Annotated in this window: 20 protein-coding genes; 2 read left to right on the top strand and 18 right to left on the bottom strand. The window is 58.6% G+C overall.

The features are described 5' to 3' along the window. Positions 1–369 precede the first annotated feature (369 nt). The 8 genes from VDP61_RS06850 to VDP61_RS06815 form a co-directional block, all read right to left on the bottom strand. Positions 370–1,089 carry an alanyl-tRNA editing protein gene (locus tag VDP61_RS06850; RefSeq protein WP_323006206.1) on the bottom strand — a complete coding sequence of 240 codons (720 nt, stop codon included), beginning with the start codon at positions 1,087–1,089 and terminating at the stop codon, positions 370–372. Continuing rightward, positions 1,090–3,540, bottom strand: coding sequence for a DUF3772 domain-containing protein (locus tag VDP61_RS06845; protein WP_323006205.1), 2,451 nt, complete (start codon positions 3,538–3,540; stop codon positions 1,090–1,092). 20 nt (positions 3,541–3,560) lie between these two features. Then, positions 3,561–4,592 (bottom strand): cysteine synthase A, encoded by a 1,032-nt coding sequence (locus tag VDP61_RS06840; RefSeq protein ID WP_323006204.1) that lies wholly within the window; start codon positions 4,590–4,592, stop codon positions 3,561–3,563. A 96-nt stretch (positions 4,593–4,688) separates the two neighbouring features. Further along, positions 4,689–5,816: an NUDIX domain-containing protein gene (locus VDP61_RS06835; RefSeq protein WP_323006203.1), complete on the bottom strand. Its 1,128-nt coding sequence runs from the start codon at positions 5,814–5,816 to the stop codon at positions 4,689–4,691. 4 nt (positions 5,817–5,820) lie between these two features. Next, complete coding sequence (locus VDP61_RS06830; RefSeq protein WP_323006202.1) at positions 5,821–6,279, bottom strand: TrgA family protein; 459 nt, start codon at positions 6,277–6,279, stop codon at positions 5,821–5,823. A 30-nt stretch (positions 6,280–6,309) separates the two neighbouring features. Continuing rightward, positions 6,310–7,521: a cyclopropane-fatty-acyl-phospholipid synthase family protein gene (locus VDP61_RS06825; RefSeq protein ID WP_323006212.1), complete on the bottom strand. Its 1,212-nt coding sequence runs from the start codon at positions 7,519–7,521 to the stop codon at positions 6,310–6,312. A gap of 52 nt (positions 7,522–7,573) precedes the next feature. Continuing rightward, on the bottom strand, positions 7,574–8,995 hold the full coding sequence (locus VDP61_RS06820; RefSeq protein ID WP_323006201.1) for a deoxyribodipyrimidine photo-lyase: 1,422 nt from the start codon (positions 8,993–8,995) through the stop codon (positions 7,574–7,576). 144 nt (positions 8,996–9,139) lie between these two features. After that, positions 9,140–10,372, bottom strand: coding sequence for an aminotransferase class V-fold PLP-dependent enzyme (locus tag VDP61_RS06815; protein ID WP_416236497.1), 1,233 nt, complete (start codon positions 10,370–10,372; stop codon positions 9,140–9,142). A gap of 213 nt (positions 10,373–10,585) precedes the next feature. On the opposite strand from VDP61_RS06815, the gene VDP61_RS06810 reads away from it, so the two are divergent. Further along, positions 10,586–11,641 carry an ABC transporter substrate-binding protein gene (locus VDP61_RS06810; protein WP_323006199.1) on the top strand — a complete coding sequence of 352 codons (1,056 nt, stop codon included), beginning with the start codon at positions 10,586–10,588 and terminating at the stop codon, positions 11,639–11,641. 82 nt (positions 11,642–11,723) lie between these two features. Here VDP61_RS06810 and VDP61_RS06805 read toward each other — a convergent pair whose 3' ends face one another. From VDP61_RS06805 to VDP61_RS06760, 10 genes are all read right to left on the bottom strand, one after another. Then, on the bottom strand, positions 11,724–11,879 hold the full coding sequence (locus VDP61_RS06805) for a hypothetical protein (protein ID WP_323006198.1): 156 nt from the start codon (positions 11,877–11,879) through the stop codon (positions 11,724–11,726). 104 nt (positions 11,880–11,983) lie between these two features. After that, positions 11,984–12,850, bottom strand: coding sequence for an oligopeptide/dipeptide ABC transporter ATP-binding protein (locus VDP61_RS06800; protein ID WP_323006197.1), 867 nt, complete (start codon positions 12,848–12,850; stop codon positions 11,984–11,986). Next, entirely contained in the window at positions 12,765–12,989 is a 225-nt protein-coding gene (locus VDP61_RS06795) for a hypothetical protein (protein ID WP_323006196.1), read from the bottom strand. The genes VDP61_RS06800 and VDP61_RS06795 overlap by 86 nt, the downstream gene beginning before the upstream one ends. Next, positions 12,986–13,984 (bottom strand): ABC transporter ATP-binding protein, encoded by a 999-nt coding sequence (locus VDP61_RS06790; RefSeq protein ID WP_323006195.1) that lies wholly within the window; start codon positions 13,982–13,984, stop codon positions 12,986–12,988. Before VDP61_RS06790 ends, VDP61_RS06795 begins: the two co-directional genes overlap by 4 nt. Beyond that, positions 13,981–15,168: an ABC transporter permease gene (locus VDP61_RS06785; protein WP_323006194.1), complete on the bottom strand. Its 1,188-nt coding sequence runs from the start codon at positions 15,166–15,168 to the stop codon at positions 13,981–13,983. Before VDP61_RS06785 ends, VDP61_RS06790 begins: the two co-directional genes overlap by 4 nt. A gap of 3 nt (positions 15,169–15,171) precedes the next feature. Next, complete coding sequence (locus VDP61_RS06780; protein ID WP_323006193.1) at positions 15,172–16,170, bottom strand: ABC transporter permease; 999 nt, start codon at positions 16,168–16,170, stop codon at positions 15,172–15,174. A gap of 95 nt (positions 16,171–16,265) precedes the next feature. Then, positions 16,266–18,305: an ABC transporter substrate-binding protein gene (locus VDP61_RS06775; RefSeq protein ID WP_323006192.1), complete on the bottom strand. Its 2,040-nt coding sequence runs from the start codon at positions 18,303–18,305 to the stop codon at positions 16,266–16,268. 261 nt (positions 18,306–18,566) lie between these two features. Then, positions 18,567–20,087: an alkaline phosphatase family protein gene (locus VDP61_RS06770; RefSeq protein ID WP_323006191.1), complete on the bottom strand. Its 1,521-nt coding sequence runs from the start codon at positions 20,085–20,087 to the stop codon at positions 18,567–18,569. Positions 20,088–20,275: 188 nt separating this feature from the next. Further along, positions 20,276–21,106, bottom strand: coding sequence for a universal stress protein (locus VDP61_RS06765; RefSeq protein ID WP_323006190.1), 831 nt, complete (start codon positions 21,104–21,106; stop codon positions 20,276–20,278). A gap of 114 nt (positions 21,107–21,220) precedes the next feature. Further along, positions 21,221–22,711 carry a SulP family inorganic anion transporter gene (locus VDP61_RS06760; protein WP_323006189.1) on the bottom strand — a complete coding sequence of 497 codons (1,491 nt, stop codon included), beginning with the start codon at positions 22,709–22,711 and terminating at the stop codon, positions 21,221–21,223. Positions 22,712–23,114: 403 nt separating this feature from the next. Here VDP61_RS06760 and VDP61_RS06755 point away from each other — a divergent pair, with 403 nt between their 5' ends. After that, positions 23,115–23,729 (top strand): hypothetical protein, encoded by a 615-nt coding sequence (locus VDP61_RS06755; protein ID WP_323006188.1) that lies wholly within the window; start codon positions 23,115–23,117, stop codon positions 23,727–23,729. Positions 23,730–24,013: the final 284 nt, after the last annotated feature.

Here is a 24,013-nt window from a genome sequence, read left to right as displayed (position 1 = left end):
GGGGGCCAAGACCGGTTGCGATATTTGGCGCATCCGACAGGATTTGAACGCCGGCCCCATACCGCCAAAGGGCAATGCCCGCCCATTTGTCTACCTTTCCGTTACCAGCCCCTTTTTTGTTCTGTTGATTACAGTCTTGGAAACCGGCAAACGCCGTAAGCGGCTCATTTGATTTACGGATTTCTGACGCATGAACTGCGTGCCAGAAAGCCTGAAAAAAGGCAGATGGAAATGGTGTTGCCCCCCCGAGTTTGGCAAGATCTCGCGTTACTGCCAAAGTCGGGGGCAAAGTCGGGGGGGCGGCAAAGTCGGGGGCACTGGCCTGCGCGCTGTGGCAAGGGCCTTGCGACACTGACTGACATGATGGGTTCAGTCTGTCAGGCTCAGGCTGATCCGGCGGTTCTGCCGGCCTTTGTTTTCGACCTTGCCCAGCACAACACGGCCAATCTCGGCACTGCGCGCGACATGGGTGCCGCCGCAGGGCTGCAAATCAACCTGCGTTGCCCCTGTCCCGATCCGCACCAACCGCACCCTGCCCTGCCCGGTGGGCGGCATGACCGACATGGTTTTCACCAGACCCGGATTTGCCAACAGCTCTTCATCGGTGATCCAGTGTTCTGACACGGCCAGATCCCGGTCAATCAACCGGTTCAACGCCTCCTCAACCGCTTGCATATCTGCCGGGGCTTCAGGAATCGCGAAATCCAGCCGCCCTTTATCGGCGCCGATCTGCCCCCCGGTGACGGGAAAAGGCATAACGACCGACAACAGATGCAGCGCCGTATGAATCCGCATATGGCGATGGCGACGGGACCAGTTCAACACCTGCCGCACCATCGTCCCTATGGCGGGCAATTCCAGCGGCTCTGCGGCAATCAACCCCACCTGCCCCGCATCCAGTTTGATCGCCGTCGCAATCGGCAACTTATGGCCCCCCCAGATCAAATGCCCGCTGTCACCAGGCTGCCCACCGCCGGTTGGATAGAACACCGTGCGGTCCAGAACAATCGCGCCCTCGGGGGTGTGCGCCATGACAACGGCCTCGGCCTCGGCCTGGTAGGGATCGTTTTGAAACAATAGCTCTGTCACCTAACCATCCTTTCGCGGGTTTTTGGCCTTTGCGGTCGCAGCCACAGGCTCCCTCAGGGCGACCGCCTCGCCGGGTTGCCGGACGGGCGCTGCGGCGGCAGTGACCATCTTGGCCAGCACTTCGGGGTTGCGCAACCAGATGTCGCGCTGCCCAAACGGAATCTCGATCCCTTCCTCTCCAAAGCGGCGCGCAATTTCATGGTTGATTTCAGAACGCACAGCAACCGTGAAATTCACGTCGCGCAAGATCACCCGGATTTCAAAATCCAGACTATCGGGGCCAAAATTCATCAAAACAACCGTCGGCGGCGGGTTCAGCACGGCCAGGGGTTGTGCCTCGGCAATTTCTTGCAAGATAGTTTCAACCTTGCGGGTATCGGTGCCATAAGCCACACCGACCTTGACAATCAATCGCCCCGACAGGTTGAACCGTGTCCAGTTCGTCACCATCCCCGACACAAAATCCGAGTTTGGAACGATGACATCCGTGCGGTCGAAGGTTTGAATCCGGGTCGAGCGCACGGAAATGCTGCGCACCGTTCCCATCACCCCGTTCACTTCGATCCAATCACCTTCAGAGATCGGCCGCTCTATCAACAAGATGATGCCCGAGACAAAGTTGGATACGATGTTTTGCAAGCCAAAGCCGATGCCAACCGACAAAGCCCCGGCAACAATCGCAAGGCTCGACAAATCAATCCCCGCCGCCGTAATCCCGATCAACCCGGCAAGAAAAATCCCGATATAGCCAACGCCGGCAACAATCGCATTCTGCCCGCCCTGATCAAGGTTGGTCTTGGGAAGAATCGTGGTTTTCAGCGCCCCTTGCAGCAGCCGCGTAACCAGATACCAAAAGCCGAACACCACCGCGAGCAAAATGAAATCAGACGGTGAAATCCGGGTTTGGCCGATCTGGAACCCGTCCCGCAGCTTTGTGAACACTTCCATCACCGACGAGGTCCGCGCCCCCCAGATAAGCGCGAAAAACGGCGTCGAAGCAAAGCTGAGCACAAAGCCGATCAGCACCGGAACCAGCGCATCGCGCCCCTGCTCATCGCTTCGGATGATCACCGAATAAATCGCACCGACAAGGTTTTGCAGGGTGAACAGCAAGCCCAGCAACCCAAGCGAGGCCACCATGGGGAAAACCATGCCTTGCCCGGCCCGAATATAGCCGACAGCCGCCAACAAAGGCCCCAGAACGGCAACCAGAATCGTCGCCCGCGCCACAAGCGAAACCAGCCGTTTGACAAAGGATGCCGAGGCATCTTCGCCCGAGCTGCCAATGGTGTTGTGCAAAAGCAGCTTGCCCAAGCGGAACAAAAGCCACCCCGTCAGCAACAGGGTTGGAAAGGAAAGAACCGAGATTGCAGCCTCGCTCAACTCGCTTTCGGGAAAAAGTGCCCCGCGCAGCACCTCAACGCCCAGCAGCACCCCAAGCGCGTTCGCCAAAAAGCGGCCTCTGGCGCGGGCAGCCGTACCCATCGGCAGATGGGTCAGCGCACTGGTTGCAAGCGGAAAGCTGCAAGTCCCGATCCAGCGCGCGGTGAAAACAATAACACCGAATGCGACCAGATCCTCGGCGATGGCCTTGCCAAGCGGGCCCAGCATCCCCGACAGAATGATCGCGGTTGAAAAGGCAAGCATCCCAAGTGTCGGAATGATGATCTGCCCCAAAGAGGCAATAAACGACCAGATTTCGCGCGCGTTGGATCTGCCACGTTCCAGCAGACGCACAGCCACGCCTTCAATCAGCGCCCGACCGCGCAAGATGGTGAAGGCGGCAATCAACAAAAGCCCGATGATCGGCGGCAGTTTATCCAAAAGATTGCCGCGTTTTGTTGTGTCGGACCAGTTCTCCTGCAACTCATCCGCCAACACCTTGACCGAGGTCATCACCGCCGAGGCCGCCTGCGGCCAGGTCGCCGGGTTCAGCGGTGTTGGCCAAAGCTGCAACAGCGCATCGGTCTGGCGCTCTCGCATCACGGCGTCAATCTCACGGATCAACCCATCTGCCCGGCTATATGCCTCGACCGCAGCGATGGAGGGGGCCTGAAGCACGGCCAATTGCTTGGTCAGATCGGCCCGGCGCGCGGCAATATCCGCGGGTTCCTTGCTGCCCTCGGCGGGCATTGGCCCCAATGCCTCTATCTGCGCGCGAATGGTCGCCAGCCGCGACGAATTGGTGCCTTGCGACGCCAGAAACTTTTCGCGCCAATCCGCGATTTCACTGCGCAGCGTCTCCAGCCGGATTTCGGACGAGCCGGGATCGGCTATCAACCCATCGGCAGAGCTGGCAAATTTTTCCCAGCGGTCATAATCAGGCGGGGCAACGACCGTTGCCGCCTCGGGTGTTGTTCCCGCAGAAAAGTTGGATTGCGCCAGCAGGGGCCCTGCAATAGCAACCCAAAGCGCCAGCACAGCTATCAGCAGCCCCGCAAACCGGGCCATTCCTTGCCGCCGCAAACCGATCATTCCGCAAACACAGTCGGAAGAGCGCGGCCGGGCCCATCAAGCCACTTCGGAACCGGCAACCCCTTGGCGTGCAAAAACTCGGGGTTGAACAGTTTGGATTGATACCGGGTGCCATAATCACACAATATGGTCACGATCGTATGGCCCGGCCCCATCGCCTGCGCCATGCGAATGGCACCCGCGATATTGATGCCAGACGAGCCGCCAAGACACAGCCCCTCTTCGGCCAGCATATCAAAAACAATCGGCAACGCCTCGGCATCCGGGATGCGATAACTGCAATCGGGTTTCAAGCCTTCCAGATTGGCCGTAATCCGCCCCTGCCCGATGCCTTCGGTGATCGACGAACCGGGGCTGTCCATTTTGCCCGTGGTATAAAAGGCATGCAACGCCGCGCCTTCCGGGTCGGCCAGCCCGATTTTCACACCTTTGGGCTGCAACGCAATCGCCATCCCCGCCAGCGTACCGCCAGAACCGACCGCGCAGATAAAGCCGTCAAGTTTGCCATCGGTCTGCTGCCACACCTCGGGCCCCGTTGTTTCCACATGCGCCTGCCGATTGGCGACATTGTCAAACTGATTGGCCCAAATTACCCCATTCGGTTCCGTTTTTGCCAGCTTTTCCGCCAATCTTTCCGAATAGCGGATATAATTATTGGGGTTTGAATAGGGCGCGGCCGGCACCTGTACCAAATCAGCCCCTGCAAGCCGCAGCATGTCTTTCTTTTCCTGGCTTTGGGTTTCGGGAATAACGATCACCGTCCGAAACCCCATTGAGGCCCCGACCAGCGCCAGCCCGATGCCGGTGTTTCCGGCCGTCCCCTCGACAATCGTGCCACCGGGTTTCAGCGCCCCCCTGGCCACCGCATCGCGGATGATATAGAGCGCGGCCCGGTCCTTGACCGATTGACCGGGGTTCAGAAACTCGGCTTTGCCCAAAATTTCGCAGCCGGTCGCCGCTGACGCCTTGTTCAGCCTTATCAGGGGTGTCTTGCCGATTGACTCTGCCAGATCGCTGTAGATACGCATCCGCTTTTCCTTTTCCGTTTGTCTTGGTCTACGGGTTGGCAGGCCCAAACTCAAGCACCGGACCGCAGACAGCACCGCCAAAACCGGCAGATCTGCTCACATTCCTGTGGCCGCAGCCTCGGCGCGCAGGCGCGGGCGCTCTCGCTCCAGCCAGTAATAGCTTACCAACAGGGGGGCGGTTGTCGCCTCGCCGCGCGCAACCAACGCGGCAAACGCGTCAAATGACAATAAATGCCCCTTGATGTCTTCGGCCTCGCTGTCTTCGCCGCCCAGAATTGCCACGTCATCGGGCAAATCAGTCAGCGCGATATAGGAATAAAGGTATTCGGTCTTGGCCCCCGGTGACGGGTAATACGCCCCGATCTGAAGCAATGGGCCCAAGGTCAGGCCGGCTTCCTCTGACGCCTCGCGCCGCGCCGCCGCTTCTGGCGACTCATAGGGGTCAATCCGCCCGGCAATCGCCTCCAACTGCCACGGCTGCACATCGCCCCGCGCAAAAGGGCCGGTGCGAAACTGTTCGATGATCAGCACCCGGTCACGAACCGGGTCATAGGGCAACACAGTCACCGCATCCCCCGAAATAAAAGTCGCACGCTTGATCACGGGGCTGCGCGCACCATCAAACCGACGAAACGAAAGATCATATTCCTCGACTGCAAAGAAATTGGCATAGGGCTGCGTGCAAGACTGAACCACGACATCGTCAGAGGCCACCGCGCGGCGGGTTTGGTTTGGCCCTGCCTGCGCCGCGCGCAGCCGGCTTGACCCGCGCACCAGCATTGGGTCCCGCCGCGATGCCGCTATGGGTTTGGGGTAAAAGGCAAAAACATCGCCCGCCGTCGCAACGATGGTATCGCCGCACCGCGCCGCCCATTCTTTCAGATTCCAAGCCGCACCGGCCTGCCACAAACCGGGTGCGGGCATATAGACCTGCGCCCGTGCAACGCCCCCCTGAGCCAGCGCCAGCGAACACCATTGGGTGGCATAGCCAAATGGGCCTTCGTAAAAATCCAGCCGCGCCATGTCTTGCGCTGTCAGATCCGGCAGCAAAAGCCCCTGCGCCTGCGCCCCCGGCTCGTTTGTGATCAGCGGGAAATCATGGCCCTCGGCCCAATAAACCGCGTAATCGGGCAAGACCGCGGCCTGCGATGCAGGCAGGCGCCCCAGAACCGTCTGCAAAAGCGGCAAGTGGCACAGGGTGCCATAGATGAACAGTGGCGTCATGTCTTCATTCCCAACGTCTTTTGGCCCATTCCGCCATCAGCCCGCCCAGCCCGCCACCAAGCAGCAACACCCCCAGCAGCACCGGCAGATCTGCGGTGAACGGCGTAAACAAGCGCATCCCATTCTCCAACGCCAGCGCAAATATATCAACAACCGCCTCCATAGGGCTATCATAGCGCTTGTTGAAGGCCTTGCGCAGCATCAAGAGGATCGAGCAAACCAGCAAAGCCCAGACCACAAAGCCAACCGAGGTCCGCACCCCCGTTCCGAACGCCCTGCGATAGCCCTGTCCGGTCAGGCGCCCCATGATATACCAGCCGCATAACAGCCCGATTGCGGCGCAAAGCAGCGTGAACCGGCCAAATTGCGTGCCCTCGGGCATCCTCAGCTTGAAGGCCTCGGCAGCCAGAACGGCGATTGCCGCGAACAGCACGGCGGCAATCAGTCTTGATATGGTTGGCATCGCGCCCCTGTCTTGCTGCTCCGCGCCAGCCTAAAGCGGGCGGGTCACGGTAATCTGTGTCACATCGCAGTTTCCGCCCTGAAAAGCGCCTGCGCAAGAGGTAAGGTAATAATTCCACATCCGGCGGAACCGATCATCAAAGCCAAGCCCCGCCACATCTTCCCAGCGCGCGTTGAATACCTCATGCCAGCGGCGCAGCGTGTCGCTGTAGCTTTTGCCAAACTCGACCGAGCCCTTGATGTTCAAACCCGCCTTGGTCACCTCGGCCCGCAGCACGCTTGGGCTGGGCAACATGCCACCCGGAAAGATGTGTTTTTGAATGAAATCAACCCCTTTTCGGTACATCTTAAAGCGCTTTTCTTGCAAGGTAATAATCTGCAACGTGGCGTGCCGCCCAGGCTTCAACCGCTCGCGCAGGGCGTTGAAATAGACCGGCCAGTATTTCTCGCCCACGGCTTCGAACATCTCGATGCTGGCCACACCGTCATAAAGTCCGATTTCATCGCGGTAATCTTGCAGCTTGATGGACACACGGTCCGACAGGCCCAATCGTGCCATCCGCGCCACGGCATAATCATATTGCGCCTTGGAAATCGTCAGGCCGGTCACGCGCAATCCCCTCTCTTTGGCAGCATATTCGGCAAACCCGCCCCAACCACAGCCAATCTCCAGGATGTGATCTCCTGCTTTTACGCCCATCTGGTCAACCATCGACGCGTATTTTTGCGCCTGCGCCTGCCCCAGGCTTTCTTGCCCGGTGGTGAACAGGGCCGAGGAATAGGTCATCGTCTCATCCAGCCACAGCCCATAAAAATCATTTCCCAAATCATAATGATGGGCGATGTTCTTGCGGGATCCGCGCTTGCTGTTGGGGCGCAAGACATGACGCAGGCGTTCATACATCCGCACCAGCGCCATGCCATAAAACCCGTCATAAATCGCATCATTATCCGCATGCACAAGGTCCATGAAGGCCTGCAAATCGGGGCTGGACCACCACCCTTCCAGATAGGCATCGGAAAAGCCGATATCGCCCTCACGGATCAACCGCGCAAACAAATCCTTGTTATGCACCTCCAACACCGCCTGCGGGCCGGGTGCCGCCCCTTCGGCCCGAAACCGGCGCCCGTCATCCAAAACAAGATCAAGCCGGCCATGGCCCAACCCCTTGGCCTGCGCGAAAACCTGCGCGAAATAACGTGGCAAGCCTTTTTGGCCATCGGTCACTGTCAAAATATCCATCCTTGGCCCCGGTTCTTCGTGCGACGTTCCCGCCATTCTTTTGTACCTACGTTCAGCTTTTGGCAGAGTTTCGGGCCGCATAGGCCGCCAGTGCCCTTTCGCGTCCCGCCGCCAACGCGATCATCCGGTCAGGATAGGCAGCCTTGGCGCAAAGCCCCCAGGCGCGTGGCACCGCGTCAAAAAAACTCAGCGCATCCGCCCCCGGTTCCTGTGCCAGTTCGGCGATGAACCGATGGCGATAGGCGGCCTTGGGGTCAAATTTCTCGGCCTGCGTTGCCGGGTTGAACACCCGGAAAAACAGCGCTGCATCCGGCCCCGACCCCGCCGCCCATTGCCAGCCCATTGCATTGGCCGCCACGTCCCAATCGGTCAGACATTCGGCAAACCAGCGTTGCCCCACCTGCCAATCCGTCAGCAGATGCTTGGTCAGGTACGAAGCCGCGATCATCCGCGCCCGGTTATGCATGGTGCCCGTCACATACATCTCACGCATGGCCGCATCGACAAATGGCTCGCCGGTCATGCCACGCCGCCAGCGTTCGGCATCGTCATTGTCGCCGCGCCAGGCAAAGCTGTCCCAGTCCTCGCGCCAGTTGCGGGTGGTGATTTGCGGCGTGTGGTGCAGCAGATGATAGGCGAATTCGCGCCAGACCAGCTCTTTCAGGAAATGTTCGGCCCCGGCGCGGCCCTCATGCAGCGCCCGCATCCCGCCATGCCACAGCATTCGTGGGCCAATTTCGCCGTAAGTCAGGTTTTCCGACAGGCGCGACGTGGCCTCAATGGCCGGAAAGTCGCGCTGCTCTTTATAGTTGTCAACCGGCCCGTCCAGAAACGCGGCCAGCCGCGCCTGCGCCAGTGCCTCGCCTACATTGACATGCCGGGCGACCACATCCGCGCCGCGCCGCATTGAACGGCCCATCTGCCAATCTGCCAGCACTTCACTGGCTGGCCAGACCTGCGGCGCTTTCAGCCGGGTAGGTGCTGCGGCAGGCACGGCAACATCCAGCCCCTTTACCGCCCGCCAAAACGGCGAATACACCTTGTAAAATCCACCCTGTCCGGTTGCCACCGTCCAGGGTTCAAACAGCAAATGCCCGGCATGGCTTACCGCCTCCACGCCCGCAGCGCGCAACACAGACTTTACTTCGGTATCGCGCGCCTTGGCCGCCGGGTCATACAGCCGCGCCCAATGCACAGCCCCCGCCCCGGTCTGTGCAACCAAAGCCTGCAACACGTCCAACGCCGCCCCGCGCCGCAAGATCAGCCGTGCGCCGATCCCCTCCAGCGCTTTGGAAAACGCGGCGACCCCCAGGCCCAGCCGCCATTTTGCCGCAGCCCCCAGCGCCTCGGTTTCAGCATCAAGGATAAACACCGGGATAACCGGCCGGCCAGAGGCCGCAGCCTGCGCCAACATCGAATTATCGGCCAGCCGCAAATCGCGGCGAACCCAAAGGATCAGGGGTGTTTCAGGCATATACGTCCATTTTCTTTTCACAGAATACGCGGCACCCTGCGGAATGGATCACTCCTCAGCCTTTTTTATGTTCAAAAATATCCTTGGGGGCAAGGGTTTGCCCCTGTGGCAAACCCTATTGGGGGCAAACAGCCGCCATCGGCCCTATAAAACCGCGTCCAATGCCGCTACCAATCGCGTCACCTCGGCCTCGGTTGTGTAATGCACAAAACTCAGCCGCAGCACGCCCTGCGCCACATCCACCCCCATCGCCTGCAATGGGCGCACTGCATAAAAATCACCGCCCCCCGCCATGATGCCATGTTTGGCCAGCTCTGCCGCCACCGGCTCTGCCGCGCGGTCAAGGGCGACGGCAACCGTCGGCGCACGCCGCCCTGCGTCGCGCGGGCCAATCAGGCGCAAGTCATTGCGTGCGGCCAGATGATCCAGCAAGGGTTGCAGCAGTCGCACCTCATGCGCGCGCATCAAGTCATGCACAGCATTGTTGCGCGCCAGCGGCCCCGCCGTGCCGCCCGGAATGTGATGGGCATAAAGCGCATCAATATAATCCGCCATCCCGGCGCAGGCCGCCACCTGCGCATGGTCTGGCCCTGCCGGGGTAAACCGCTTGTACAGCGTATCTGCGTTGAAATAATGGCATTGGGCAGGCAAGGCCGCCCCCACCGCGCGGCGCATGACCATGATGCCCTGATGTGGGCCATAGGTTTTATAGGCCGAAAACAGATAGATATCAGCCCCCAGCGCAGTCATGTCAGGAAAGCCATGCGGCGCATAGCTGACCCCATCAACGCAGGTAAAGGCCCCCGCCGCGCGGGCCATCGCGCAAATTTCAGCCACCGGGTTCAGTTCGGCCACCACGTTGGAGCAATGCGGAAAACAAACCATCCGCACCGCGCCATCGGCCAGCAACGGCTGCAAAGCGCCAAGGTCCAGATGCCCGGTTTGCGGGTCAACCTTCCACTCGCGCACCTCCACACCATCCTCGGCCAGGCGCCGCCACACGCCCGAATTCGCCTCATGGTCCTGGTTCGTCACCACAACGGCACCGCCCGTATCGGTGATCAACCGCCGCAAGGCCTGCGCCAGAACATAGGTATTGGCGCTGGTCGAGGGGCCAAAGAAAACCTCGTCCGCCTCTACCCCCATCATCGCCGCCAGCCGCGCCCGTGCCTCATCCATTTCGGCACCGGCCAGCGCAGAGGCCTCATAGGGCGCATAGGGTTGTACCTTGCGATCCGTATAAAACCGCGTCAGCCGGTCAATCACCGCACCGCAAGTATAAGAGCCGCCAGCATTTTCAAAAAACGCCTGCCCGGCCAGCCCCGCGCTTTTGAAAGCCGGAAACTGACTGCGCACGAAATCCACATCCAAAACCATCACCCACTCCTTTGGCCTGCCCCTGCAAACGGCCGCTTTCGGGTGATCTTAGCCATGATCCAGCCACCCACAACCCATATTGATAGTCCGATTGCGGCCGAAAAACGCGTTTTTCCCTCTTGAGCGCACCCCCGCAACCGCCTAGCCTTTGCGGGTCAGTAAGGGCAAACCCCTGTTTGCCAATACGCGTAACGACCAACAGATGAGGAAAAAATGAAAACCAAAAACCAACTGATGATCGGCGCGGCCTTTGCCCTCGCCCTGCCATTTTCTGCAGCCCAGGCCGCCGACCCTGACCTGATCGTCTTTGACTGGGCCGGGTTCGAAGATGAAAACCTGCTGAAACCCTATATCGAAAAGCATGGCCAGATGCCAACCTATGCCCTGTTTGGCGATGATGATGAGGCGTTCCAAAAGGTTGCCTCGGGGTTCAAGGCCGATGTGGCGCATCCCTGCTCGCAGATGGTATCAAAATACCGCGATGCCGGATTGATCGAGCCTTGGGATACCTCACGCATTACGAATTTCAGTGAAATCGCCCCGCGTTTCCTGAAATCAAAGATTTTCAGCGATGATACCGGCGTCTGGTATATTCCGACCGACTACGCCTATACCGCCATCGCCTATAACACCAAGGACGTCACCGAAGAAGATGTGGCCTCGGTCGATGTCTTCCTAAATCCGAAATTCTCGGGCCGCATTTCTCTGCCCGACAACACCGATGATATCTGGTCGCTGGCCTTGCTTGCGACCGGCGTATCCGACTGGACCAACCTGACCGAAGAACAGTTTCAGGCTGGTGCGGCATGGCTGCGCGAGGCGCATCCCCATGTTGTCACCTATTGGGCCGACCCGTCCGAACTGGCGCAGCTGATGGCTGGCGGGCAGGTGCAAGTGGCCTGGACATGGAATGATTCCATCGCCCTGATGCGCGAAGAGGGTTTCTCGGTTGGCTTTCAGCGTCAGGCCAAAGAGGGCGCTTCAACTTGGTTCTGCGGCTATGTGAACTTCAAGGATGCCCCCGGTTCCGAAGACAAAGCCTATGATTTCATCAACGCATGGCAGGATCATGGCTCGGCGCGTGGTTTGCTTGATGGCTTTGGCTACGCCCATACCAATGACGCCGCGATGGCCGAAATCCCGATGGAAGATCTTGTGGCCGCGGATGTGAACCCGATTGAGACGACCCTTCTGGCCCAAACCCCGATCGAGCCCGCCATGCGCGACCGCATGCTGGAAGAGTTTGAAAAGATCAAAGCAGGCTTCTGATCAGATCACAGAAAAAAAGCCAAGGCCTGCCCGGCACTGTCTGGGCGGGCCTTTTTGTTTCATGCGTCTTTTTGCGCCCGCTTCAGCCCAAAAACACCCAAAGCCCGGCCAGAATGACCACCAGATACACCAGCATGTTGAACATTGATCGGATCAACCCGGCATCCGCCGTCGGGTCCACCCCCAACCATTGGCAAATCTTGGTCCCCGGCCACAGCAACGCATTCACAAATTTCATCTTCACACCTTGAATAAGTATTTCATATGCGCATTACATACACCCTTTTGATCGGCATTGCGAATACTGATTGAAATTCATGCATAGGCCAGCGCCAACGCCCCCTACCCCGCAGGCAGCGCCAGTAATTCGCGCCAGCGGTGGCATGAAACCGCGTGACCGTCACCGGGGTTTTCCAGTGTCGGCTCCTCTATCCGGCAACGGTCAATCACATGCGGGCAGCGGGTATGAAATTTGCAGCCGGGCGGTTGATTGGTCGGCGAGGGAATTTCGCCCGTCAGCTTTTGCCCGCCGCTGCGGTCATCCGGGTCCAGCGATGGGATCGCAGAAAACAACGCTTTGGTATAGGGGTGGCGGGGCGCCTTGAACAAGACCCGCGTCGGCGCGGTTTCCACCAACCGCCCCAGATACATCACGGCCAGATTATCACAGGTATGCGCCACCACCGACAGATCATGGCTGATAAACAGAAAGGTCAGGCCCATTTCGCGCTGAATTTCCTTCAGCAGATTTAGCACATCGGCCTGAATTGACACATCCAGCGCCGCCACGGATTCGTCTGCCACAATGAAATTCGGCCGCGACACCAGCGCGCGGGCGATTGATATCCGCTGCCGTTGCCCACCAGAAAACGCATGCGGAAAGCGGCGCAGATGCTCCAGGTTCAGTCGGCATTTCGCGGCAATCTCGCGCACGCGGGCATCGGTTTCTTCGCGGGTTTTGGTCAAGCCCATCACCTCCAACGGTTCGGCGATAATATCGCGCACCGTCATGCGCGGTGACAAGGCGGCATAAGGATCCTGGAAAATCAACTGCGCGCGTTTGCGGTAATCCTTCAGCGCTGGCCCGGTCAGCGTGCCCAGATCATAGCTGACCTGATCATCATTATAGACCGCATGGCCCCCGGTGATCGGAACCGCCTTCAAAAGCGCGCGGCCAAGGGTGGTCTTGCCCGAACCGGATTCGCCCACCAAGCCCAAAGAACGACCCGCGCGCAATATCAAGGCTGACGTTATCCACCGCCTTGAGGATGGATTTGCTGAACAGCCCCGCGCCGATCTTGAAACCGACCGACAGGCCCCGCGCAGAAATCAGGGGGTTTTCGCTCATGCTTTTTCCCCTTCGCTATAAAGGTGGCAGGCCACACTATGTGTGGCATCAACCCGCGCCCGCACCGGCAGCCTGGTCTTGCAGATATCTCCGATAATCTGCGGGCAACGGGTGTGAAACACGCAGCCCGGCGGGCGCTCTAACGGGGAGGGGATGTCACCGGCAACCGGCGTCAGCGGCGCATCCAGATCATCCAGTTTCGGCAAGGCCGCAAGCAGCCCTTGGGTATAGGGGTGTTTGGCCTGCCGGATCACGTTGCGCACCGGGCCCTGTTCAATAATCTTGCCCAGATACATCACCGAAACACTGTCAGCGGTTTGCGCAATCACCCCCAGGTCATGGGTGATAAAGATGATGCCCATTTGAAACTCGGCCACCAGATCCTTCATCAAATCAATCACCTGCGCCTGAATGGTTACATCCAGCGCCGTCGTCGGCTCATCCGCAATCAGCAAGCTGGGTTTGGTGGAAAGCGCCATCGCGATCATCGCCCGTTGCCGCATCCCACCCGAGAGTTCAAACGCATATTGATCAAACCGCCTGGATGGGTCTGAAATGCCCACCCGGTCCAACATCTCTATCGAGATTTCCTTGGCTCGCGCCTTGGTCATATCCCCGTGGATGCGCAATTGTTCGGCCATCTGGCTGCCGATGGTGATCGCAGGCGCGAAACTGGCCATCGGTTCTTGAAAGATCATCGAAATCGCGCCCCCCCGCACGACCTTCAATTCCTTGGTCGTGCGCAGTTTCAAAACATCCACCGCCCCCGTCTGGCTATGCAAGATGATCTTGCTTTGCGGCGTATAGACCGCGTTTCTGGCATTCAGATGCATCAGCGCCTTGGCCGTCACCGATTTACCCGACCCGGATTCGCCCACCAGCCCCATCACCTCACCCTTGTTGATGGTAAAGCTGACATCATCGACAGCCGTGATCAGCCCTTCATCGGTCCGAAATTTCAGCGTCAGGTTCTGTACGTCAATCAGCACGGTCATTTCTTGCTATCCGAATAAGGGTCTGCAGCATCGCGCAGACCATCGCCCACAAAAACAAAGGCAAGAACCAGGGCGATGAAGAACAGCACGGGAATGAAATACCACTGATAATTCAGCAAAACATCGGCCTTGGAGACATTTTGCATCATCGCGCCCAAACTGTTCACCGGGTCTTTCAACCCCAGCCCGATGAAAGACAGCGCGGTTTCCGACCGCACCATATAGGGAAAGGAAATCATCAGATCGACGATGATATAGCTGGTAAAGCTGGGCAACAGATGGCGCCGGATGATATGGCTGCTGGATGCCCCGCACAGCTCGGCGGCCAGTACATATTCCTGGCTTCGCTCGGTCAGCAAATGGGTCCGAATACGGCGTGCCAGCGTCGGCCAGCCGATCAGGCCAAGGATGATCGAGATAAAGAAGAATCGCGCCTCGGATGACCATTCGGGCGGCAAGAATGCGGCCAGCGCCATGAACAACGGAATTTGCGGCACGGTGCGAATGGCATCGGTGATCATCTGCAAAACGCTATCCAGCCAGCCGCCAAAATACCCCGCCACCCCGCCGATCATCAGCGCCAAAACGAAAGAGATCATCACGCCAAGGGTTCCCACCGCAAGCGACGTCCAGATCGCGTGCAGGGTTCGGCCAAAAATATCCTTGCCGCTGCCATCGGTGCCAAAAAGGTGAATCTTGCCCCCCTCTACCCCGAATAAATGAATGTTGGAGCGGATCAGCGCCAGATCAATTTGTTGCCCCATCACATTGAAATCAATTCCAAAAATCGTATAGTCCCAATCGCGGGTGAAGAATTGCATATAAAGCCGATGCTCACGGTTTTCTTTCACCACCCAACGAAAATTGGTCGCCATCGACCTTTCACGTTCCGTCGCATAGATGAAGGGCCGCCATGAAAACCCGTTCTCATCCCACATCTTTGGTATCTGCGGCGCGCCGTTTTCATATTGCTCATCGCGGCCCGCAATCGTCGGGTCATAGGGCGACAGAAACGGCGCAAACAGCCCCATCAGGATCATCAGGATCAGCGCCCAGGCCGCAATCATTGCCGTGCGGTTCGATTTGAACCGGGCAAAGATCAATTGGCCTTGGGACGCGGTGAAATAGGCCTCTTTCGCCTTTTGGTCGATTTCGGCTGCGGGTGCGGTTTTGCGCCAGAACATGGGTTATCCCATCAGCCCGCGGCGAACGCGCGGGTCTATCAGGGCCAGCAGAATATCGGTGACAAAGTTCAGCGCGACAATGCTGGCGGTAAGAAGAAAAATGATCGCCCCGGCAAGCTGTTGGTCGTTGGAGCGCGCCAAGCTGTCAAACAGCAGCGCCCCCGCCTCGGTCAGCGTCAGGATCAGGGCCACGATGGGCAATTCGTTGAAAATCCGGTTCAAATCAAAGCCCAGAGAGTTGATGACCGGCCCAAGCGAATGTTTCGCCGGATAGCGCCACAGCAGCCGCGCGCCAGAGACCCCCCGCGCCGAGGCGGCGGTGACGTAAAGCTTGCCGATCTCATCCAGCATCAAGGCCCGCACGGTTTGCAGCGCAAAGGCCGTGGCTGACCAGCCCAGAATAAACACCGGCAACCATGCCCGGCTGATGAAATCACCGAACTTGGCCCAGGACCAGGCCGCATCTCGATATTCCTTTGAAAACAGCCCGGTAAGACTGTCTCCGAAATACACGGTAGAGATCAGCATGATAATCAGCGCCAGCAGGAAATTGGGCAGCGCCAGCCCCAGATAGCTGACAAAGCGCAGCGCGTTATTGGCAGTCGGGCTGTTGGAACTGGCCGAAATTATCCCTATCGGCACCGCGATGGCATAAGACAGGATCAGCGCCGCCATGCAGATGCCCAGCGACACCCAGAACTTATCGGCCAAAAGCTGGTTGATGTTCAGCCGTAAAATACAGCTATCACCAAATTCCCCATGCACGACAACGTCATAAACCCAAGAGCCCCAACGCGTCATGAACGGGCGGTCCAACCCCAGCCGCACCTTTTCCGCCTCAATATCCGCGATGGATATTTGCGAGCCAGAGGTGTTCTTGAACGCCAGATAGCGTTCGGCGCAGGTGCCGGGAACCAGCTCCATCAAGGTGAAGACGATCAGGGAAACAGTCAGCAAGGTGACGATTGCCAAAAAGGCACGAGTCAACGCGAAACGGATCATGGGCGGCGCATCCTGGCATATGGCGGGAATATCAGGGAAAGCGGCAGGCGCAAACGCCTGCCACAGCATTAAGACCAGCGTGTAGCGCGCTGATCTTAATCCTTAATATACCACTGCGATGGCCGGTATGGATAGGCGCGGTAGTATTCATATGACGCCGTCTTGAACTCTGGCACATTGACAAGCTTGTTGCTGACATAGATCGGATCGGGGGTCAGCGCCGTGCCAATGAACAGGACGTTTTCGACCATCGCCGCAACCATGCGGTTCGCAATGGCCTTGAACTCATCCGTGCCGGCCGGGGTGGATTGCAGGGTGTTGATATCGGCCATCAACGCCTTCACATAGTCCGGCGGCTCTACCCCGCTGGTGCCGTTGCTATCCACCCATTCCGCCCAAAGCATGCCAGAGCGATGCGCGAAATAGTTTTCAAACGGCGGCACCCACAGCTCATTATTGCCAAGGATAATGCCCATCGGCTGGCCCTTTTCCCACAGGCCAACGTCAAGCTGGTTGGACGATTGCGCCGAGCGGTATTCATCCGGCGTCACCTCTTTGACCGTGGATTTGATGCCGACATCAGCCCAGTTCTGGCTGATCAGCTCCACCACCTGCCCCGCAATCCCCTGCGTGGCAAATTGCATGTTGATGACCAGCGGTTCGCCATTCGGCAATTCGCGGAACCCATCGCCATCGGTATCTTTCAGCCCCAGCTCATCCAGCACCGCTTTGGTGCCTTCGGGGTTGTATTCCATCGCATAGGATTTCCATTTCTGGTCGATAAACTCTGGCAGCGGCGAAAACCCGGTATATTGCTGCAACGTGCCCTGCCCGAAATAGGCCGTGCTGTTCAGCCCGTCGCGGTCAATCGCCTCGGACATCGCTTTGCGGAATTTCACATCGCCAAACACGGCGCGCTTGGCCTCATCGGTATGGGTCACGTTGAACGACACCGCCTGCATCGCGATCCGCGGCTTTAGCTGAATGGTGTAATCGCCCTTTTCCTGATTTTCCAGCATCAGCGGCGCATCCGAAAGCTGCAGGCTTTGCGCTTTGTAATCCACCTCGCCATTGACCAGCTTCAGCAGACGCACCTCTTGGTCATTTGCATAAAGCTCATCCATTTCATTGATATAGGGCAATTGCTGACCCGTTGTATCAATCATGTAGAAATACGGGTTGGCCACAAAATGCCGCCCCTCGGTGGTTTCGCGCACGACGATATGGCTTTCCAGCGTCGGGGCCGCATCGGCTGGCAGTTTGCCCACCAGATCGGGCGCATTCAGCATCGGGGTGCCGGTATCCATCCAATCCGAGTTGCCGTAATAGGCCCGGATCACCGCATAGCCATTCTCAAACCCCAGTGATTTCGCCAGCGTATCGGCATCGGGGTTGATATCGGGGTGGAACTGCCCCAGGAAATGCTTGGGCTGAAAGCCCTGGGCAAAATGGGTCGCGAAATGCGCCAAAAGGCCGGGCTTTGGCGCAGGCAGGTTGAACACCACGGTCACGTCATCGGGTGTATCGACCGTCATCCGCTCGCCGCCAACGGTCACATAATCCTTTGGCTTTTCGTTCACATTCGGGTCAAGCGCCAGATTGTCATACCAAAATTTCACATCGGCCGAGGTGAAGGGCTGGCCATCCGACCATTTATGCCCTTTGCGCAAGGTAAAGGTAAGCTGGGTATAATCATCATTCCAGGCCCAGGACTTAGCCACATTCGGCACGATGGTTTCCAGATCATCCGAATAGCGCACAAGGTTCACATGGCGCAGCGACATAAAGTCAGAGGTTCCGGCCTCGGTTCCGTTTGACAGCGCGTCCAGCGTGCCACCATAACTGCCGGCAGAGGCATAGGGCACCACGACCAGCGGGTCTTCGGGCAGGCGGTCAGCCACGGCGGGCAGGTCGGGGTTGCCACGTATCTGGGCGTTGAACCCGGCAATGCCAGGGTTTTCCGAAAGCTCTATCGTGCAGCTTGCAGCGGCCTGAAATTCGGCAAGGTCATATTGCTCAGGGAAGGCGCCGGGTGCGACCCCTCCCATATCGGCCACGGTGATTGCAGGACAGTTGGCAAGGGCTGCGAATGGCAGAACGAGCAGCGCAGCGCTGCCCAATAATAGTCGTTTCATACTCTCTCCTGTCGGTGAATAATGCGGAAGTTTCTTCCTTATTTTGGCATAGCTGCCTTATGTAACAAAAAGGCTACGAAGCGGCGCCTTTTTGGTATAGGTCCAATGCCTCCTTTCGGTTAGAGCCAGATTTCAACAGCCCGGACTCAGGTTGTACCCTGGGGATACGCAGGGTTTTTACGGCTTCGTGAATGGTCAAGTATGGTCTTGCGAATAAAATTCCGTCAAGCGATGTCATGAAAAATAAATCTGATTGGCGGATCAATTCCCCTGTCCATCGGCCCTGACAGCGCCCGCGGGGGTGATCATCACACGGTTGAACCGGCCCCCCGCGTGGCGCATCCTGTGATTAAGCAGCTTGCGGGTCATGGACAGCAGCACCTGTTGCGCGGCGGGCTCGGCGGCAATATCGCGCAATTCGCCCCTCTCGGCGTGATCAAACAGCAGCGGCGGCAAGTCTGCGTTGAAATGGACCAACGTGTGGCGCGGCCCGCGCAAGATGCACAGATTAGCGCTATCAGCCCCAAGCCCCAACGCGGTTTGCGCCTTGGTCGGTGTGATCGGATCGCCGAAATCAAGCTCGGAAAATGTGTGGTCGCGCCACTCTTGCGGGGATTCGCCGCGCAAAAACGGCATCAGGCTGTGGCCATCCATCATATCGGGCGCGGTTTGGCCCAGCCAATCCAGAATCGTCGGCGCGATGTCGATGGATTCGGTTGGCGCCGATACACGCTGACCATGCGCCTGCGGTTGGCACGGGTCACGGATAATCAACGGTGTGTGATAAGCCGCGTCATAAAACGTCTGTTTGCCCCAGACATGGTGGTCGCCCAGCATCTCACCATGATCAGCCGTAACCACCAACAACGTATTGTCATAAATTCCGGCCTGTTTCAGGGCGGCTATCACCCGCCCGATGTGATGATCCACCTCGGCGGCAAGCCCCAGATAGACCGCCCGCAGGGTTGCCACGTTTTCTTGCGTGGGTTCCAGATCAGGAAACCCCTCGACCACGGATGAAATCGGTGTTTTGGCGTGGCTGCTGGCAATGAACGGATGGCGCGCCTGTTCGGCGGCTTTGTCGCCCACACACAGCGGGGCGGGGATGGTGGCGGCATCCACCAGCCGGTTATAGGGCGCAGGGGCCACCAGGGGGGGATGCGGGCGAATATAGGTCAGATGCGCGAACCAGCCCGCAGGCCGCCCCAGCAGCCCGCGCAAAAACTGATCGGTCAGGAAGGCTGTATCGCTATCTTCAGCGCAATAAACTGCGGCTGCGTTCAGCTCTGGCCCGTTGGGGCGGAAAATATCGGGATAGGGCGGCACGTCATAGCCCTTGGCCATCAGATCAGCGCGCCACGGCAGGCTTGCTTCCAGCCGCATTTCCACCGCTTCGTGAAACCCCGGCATCACCTCTTCATATGAGGTCAGCGCCGGGTCATTGGGATGAAAGCGGCGCGGGTCCTGGGCGGAATCGGTATAGCCATATAGCAGCGGCACATATCCCGCCTTGCGCATCTCAAGCGCGATATTGGGGGTGTCATGCGGCAAAGGCGTGCCATTGCGCACCGCCCGGTGGTTCATCGCATATTGCCCGGTCAAGATCGACGCGCGCGAGGGGCCACAGGGGTTCACCACCGAAAAATGCCGGGTAAAACTTACCGCCTCAGCCTGCAGCGCGCGCAGGTTGGGCAGGGGCGTGACATCGCCAAGCGCCCCCATCAGGCAATCTGCGCGAAGCTGATCAATCACGATAAACAAGACATTGCGCCTGGCGGTCATTGCGGGGCCTTTTCATGCAAGATCATCCCGCTATGGGAAGCCCGAGACGCCCCGCAGATCAAGCCCCAATCGCAAAAAAGATGACCTGTGGCGTTTCAACGGCACCCTGAAACACAGCCCATCCCATGCCGCGTTGGACTCGTTGATTTCAGGCGGCAACATGCAAGCGCGGGTTAACGCGAAACGCTTTAACGGACCAACATCACCGGCACTTTGACCGAACGCATCATCTGGGTCGTGGTAGACCCGATAATCAGGCTGCGAATGCGGCTGTGGCCATAAGCCCCCATGACAAGCATGCTATAGCCATCGTCTTCGACCATCTTGCCCAACGCGGTTTCAGGCTGACCGCTGATCTGGATGGCATCGGCCACAACGCCCGCAGCGCGTAGCCGTGCCTTGGCATCCGCAAGGCCCGCTGCCATCGCGGCCCCCTCGCCCACGCTGACCACCATCACCTCCAGCCCGTTATACAGAGGGCTTTGCGCAATATGCTCGATCGCGCGAATGGCCGATGGCCCCCCGTCAAACGCCACCAATACCTTGGTCACCGGCACATGGGCGCGGGCGGCCACCAGCACCGGCACCTTGGTGCCCCGCACGATCCGTTCCAGATTTGACCCCAGATGGCCCTTGGCATAATCAGCCGCCTCGCCGCGCTTGCCGATCACGATCAGATCGAAATCAGAGCCCAATTCCTCAAACAAATCGCCATTGCGCAGCCGGGTCGAAGCGATAACCCCCGCCTCGGCCAGCACCGCCTTGGCATCTTCCAGAATTGCGCGGCCCCGATGCGTCACCAGCTTGGCGCGCTGCGCGTCCAAGGCGGCCAACTCCTCCAGCAGCGCCGTGCGTGCGCCCAGGCGCAGCGAGCCCGAGAAATCCTGCGCGCCCCCCATCCGCCGCCCCAGAACATGCAGCAATTCCACACCAGCGCCCAACCGCGCGCCCGCCCAGCCTGCCAATTCGCAGACCGATTGCGCATAGACCGAGCCATCCACCAAAGCGATGATTTTCATCTTGCCGTCTCCTCCTATGGTGTTTCGCCTTGTGCGCGGGTCACGCCGTCACATAACGCGATGAAGTTTTTTACGTCTGGCCGCCTCATCCGGGCCAAGCTCAAGACGAAAGGCTTAATGCGCCAACATGGTGTCAAGCGCGCCGGGTTTATCATGCAGTGCCAACTCATCCACGATGGTTTCTGACGCCTCATTCATGCCGACAATCTGCACCTCGGCCCCATCCCGACGGAATTTCAGAACCGCCATGTCAAGCGCTGCAACCGATGAAATATCCCAGATATGTGCGTCTGACACGTCAATCACCACGCAGTCCAACACCTCGCGGAAATCGAAAGCTTTCATGAAATCCTCGACAGAGGCAAAGAACAACTGCCCCTCGACGCGGTAGGTTCGCTGCGCCCCATCCGCCGACAGGCTTGAGGTAACCCGGAACAATTGCGCAATCTTGCCGGCAAAGAATATCCCCGACAGCAGCACCCCGATCCCGACCCCAATCGCAAGGTTATGCGTGTAAATCACCGCCGCCACCGTCGCCAGCATCACCACCGAACTTGAGGTGGGATGGCTGCGCAGCGCCTTGATCGACGACCACGAAAACGTGCCGACGCTGACCATGATCATGATCGCCACCAAGGCCGCCATCGGAATCCGGCTTACCCAATCACCAAGCCCGACGCAAAACACCAGCAACATCACCCCCGCAGTAAAGGTTGAAAGCCGCCCGCGCCCGCCTGATTTCACGTTGATGATGCTTTGCCCGATCATGGCGCAGCCTGCCATGCCGCCAATAAACCCGGTCGCGGTATTGGCCAGCCCCTGCCCGATACATTCTTGGTTGCGGTCCGATGTCGTGTCGGTCAGATCGTCGATAATGTTCTGCGTCATCAGGCTTTCCAGCAAGCCCACCACCGCCACCGCCAGCGAATAGGGCAGAATGATCTGCAAGGTTTCCCAGGTCAGCGGAATATCCGGGATCAAGAACACCGGCAACGTGTCAGGCAGCGCGCCCATATCGCCCACCGTTCGCACATCCCAGCCAAAGAACAGCGTTAGCGCCGTCAGCACGACAATCGTCACCAAAGGTGACGGCACCGCCTTTGTAAGCAACGGAAACAGATAGATAATTCCTAAACCAGCGGCCACCAGCACATAGGTCAGCCAAGTCACGCGCGCTGGGTCCAACTCTGGCAGTTGCGCCAGAAAGATCAGAATGGCCAGCGCATTCACGAACCCCGTCATCACTGATTTGGAGACGAAGCGCATCACCCGCCCCAGCCGCAAAAGGCCGGCACCAATCTGCAACAGCCCCGCCAAAACGGTCGCGGCCAGCAAATACTGCAAGCCGTGATCCTTTACCAAGGTCACCATCAACACCGCGGTCGCCGCCGTCGCCGCCGAGATCATTCCCGGCCGCCCGCCAGTGATCGCGCAAATCACGGCGATGGAAAAACTGGCGTAAAGCCCGACTTTCGGGTCCACCCCTGCGATGATTGAAAACGCAATCGCCTCGGGGATCAGCGCCAAGGCCACAACCAGCCCCGACAACAAATCCGCGCGAATATTGCCAAACCATTGCTGGCGGTACAGATGCAGTGAAAGCATTTAGCCCCTATCCCTGATAATCCTGGCCCCGATAATCTTGGCCCTATTGGCCTTGGCCCCGCAGATCTTGCCCCAATGGTCCACCCTCTGTGGTCCACCCTCTGTGGTCCGCCCTTTTGTGGCCAAGCCCGGTCCAAACAAGCGCCCACCCCTATAGACAACCCGCAAAAAAGCCAACCCGTGCAGCCAAATTCCTCTACTCCCCCCTGCTTTGGCCGCCTGCGCCACCCGCCGTTCCCGCCTTATTTTTCGGCAAGGCAATCGGCTATCCCCCCTCAAACGCGACATTCGCACAGGCTTTCCCTGCCGAAACCTGGCTTGCGGCCCGGCGCTGAATCGAAAGAATACGCTAGCGGTTGGTTTGCGGATATCGCATGAATGAGAAAACACAGAAAGGGCGCATATGTTGGTGTTTTGGGATCAAAGATTGGCATTCCTGGCGACGCCAAAGACAGGGTCAACCGCGATCGAGGCGGCGTTGGAATCACTTTCGGCCCTGGTTGTGCAGCGGCCTCCCGTTCTTAAACACACGTCTGTTCAAAGGTTTCACCGCTTTCTTGGCCCCTATCTGGAGGTTGCATCCGGGCATAGCTTTTCTGTGGCGGCCCTGATGCGCGAGCCAAAGGATTGGCTGGGAAGCTGGTATCGCTATCGTCAGCGCGATGATGTGACAGACCCTGAAAAAAGCACCTTGAACGTCAGCTTTGATGAATTCGTGACGGCATATTGCACGGAAAACCCGCCTGAATTTGCTGCTGTCGGCTCTCAGGCCCGGTTTTTGAAGCCGCGAAAAGATCGGGGGGTGGATCATCTTTTCCGCTATGAGGATATCGAAAGCTTTGTGCAGTTTCTGGAGGATCGGTTAGGCTGTGAAATCATCCTGCCGCAGCTCAATGTTTCGCCCTCGGCCTCATTAGAGCTTACCCGCGCAACCGAGGCAAAACTACTGGCCTTTGCGGCAGAGGATTTTGATATGTATCGCAGGCTGATCCGGGCACCGGACACGTCGCACAGCTAGAAAACCTCTGCAAACGCCCCAGAAGGCACCGTGGTATCAGGGCAGGCAATTTCGGGGCGGGCGCAAAAAGTCAGGCTTTGTCGGGCACAGATCGGTTGCGCGCGCCCAAGGTTTCGCGCCCGGATTTCTGATTGGAGCGGATCGCCTTACGCCAGGGCAAAGGGTGACTTGGCGGATTTGGGCCGAAAGCACCAGAAGATCGCGGGCTTTTTCTTTCATTCGGCAGAAACCTGCTGTAGGACATGCTTAACTTAGGGCGGGGCCTCCCCGCACCTTTTCCTTTT

Origin of the sequence: Pseudorhodobacter sp., from assembly GCF_034675685.1 — a bacterium.
Taxonomy (GTDB): domain Bacteria; phylum Pseudomonadota; class Alphaproteobacteria; order Rhodobacterales; family Rhodobacteraceae; genus Pseudorhodobacter.
The sequence above is the reverse complement of the archived record's forward strand: the minus strand, read 5'-3'. Positions and strand labels throughout refer to the sequence as shown.

Coding starts and splice junctions, on each gene's coding strand:
- VDP61_RS06845 (WP_323006205.1), bottom strand. CDS start 3,540: ATGGCCCGGTTTGCGGGGCTGCTGATAGCTGTGCTGGCGCTTTGGGTT.
- VDP61_RS06840 (WP_323006204.1), bottom strand. CDS start 4,592: ATGCGTATCTACAGCGATCTGGCAGAGTCAATCGGCAAGACACCCCTG.
- VDP61_RS06835 (WP_323006203.1), bottom strand. CDS start 5,816: ATGACGCCACTGTTCATCTATGGCACCCTGTGCCACTTGCCGCTTTTG.
- VDP61_RS06830 (WP_323006202.1), bottom strand. CDS start 6,279: ATGCCAACCATATCAAGACTGATTGCCGCCGTGCTGTTCGCGGCAATC.
- VDP61_RS06825 (WP_323006212.1), bottom strand. CDS start 7,521: ATGGATATTTTGACAGTGACCGATGGCCAAAAAGGCTTGCCACGTTAT.
- VDP61_RS06820 (WP_323006201.1), bottom strand. CDS start 8,995: ATGCCTGAAACACCCCTGATCCTTTGGGTTCGCCGCGATTTGCGGCTG.
- VDP61_RS06815 (WP_416236497.1), bottom strand. CDS start 10,372: ATGGTTTTGGATGTGGATTTCGTGCGCAGTCAGTTTCCGGCTTTCAAA.
- VDP61_RS06810 (WP_323006199.1), top strand. CDS start 10,586: ATGAAAACCAAAAACCAACTGATGATCGGCGCGGCCTTTGCCCTCGCC.
- VDP61_RS06805 (WP_323006198.1), bottom strand. CDS start 11,879: ATGAAATTTGTGAATGCGTTGCTGTGGCCGGGGACCAAGATTTGCCAA.
- VDP61_RS06795 (WP_323006196.1), bottom strand. CDS start 12,989: ATGAGCGAAAACCCCCTGATTTCTGCGCGGGGCCTGTCGGTCGGTTTC.
- VDP61_RS06790 (WP_323006195.1), bottom strand. CDS start 13,984: ATGACCGTGCTGATTGACGTACAGAACCTGACGCTGAAATTTCGGACC.
- VDP61_RS06785 (WP_323006194.1), bottom strand. CDS start 15,168: ATGTTCTGGCGCAAAACCGCACCCGCAGCCGAAATCGACCAAAAGGCG.
- VDP61_RS06780 (WP_323006193.1), bottom strand. CDS start 16,170: ATGATCCGTTTCGCGTTGACTCGTGCCTTTTTGGCAATCGTCACCTTG.
- VDP61_RS06775 (WP_323006192.1), bottom strand. CDS start 18,305: ATGAAACGACTATTATTGGGCAGCGCTGCGCTGCTCGTTCTGCCATTC.
- VDP61_RS06770 (WP_323006191.1), bottom strand. CDS start 20,087: ATGACCGCCAGGCGCAATGTCTTGTTTATCGTGATTGATCAGCTTCGC.
- VDP61_RS06765 (WP_323006190.1), bottom strand. CDS start 21,106: ATGAAAATCATCGCTTTGGTGGATGGCTCGGTCTATGCGCAATCGGTC.
- VDP61_RS06760 (WP_323006189.1), bottom strand. CDS start 22,711: ATGCTTTCACTGCATCTGTACCGCCAGCAATGGTTTGGCAATATTCGC.
- VDP61_RS06755 (WP_323006188.1), top strand. CDS start 23,115: ATGTTGGTGTTTTGGGATCAAAGATTGGCATTCCTGGCGACGCCAAAG.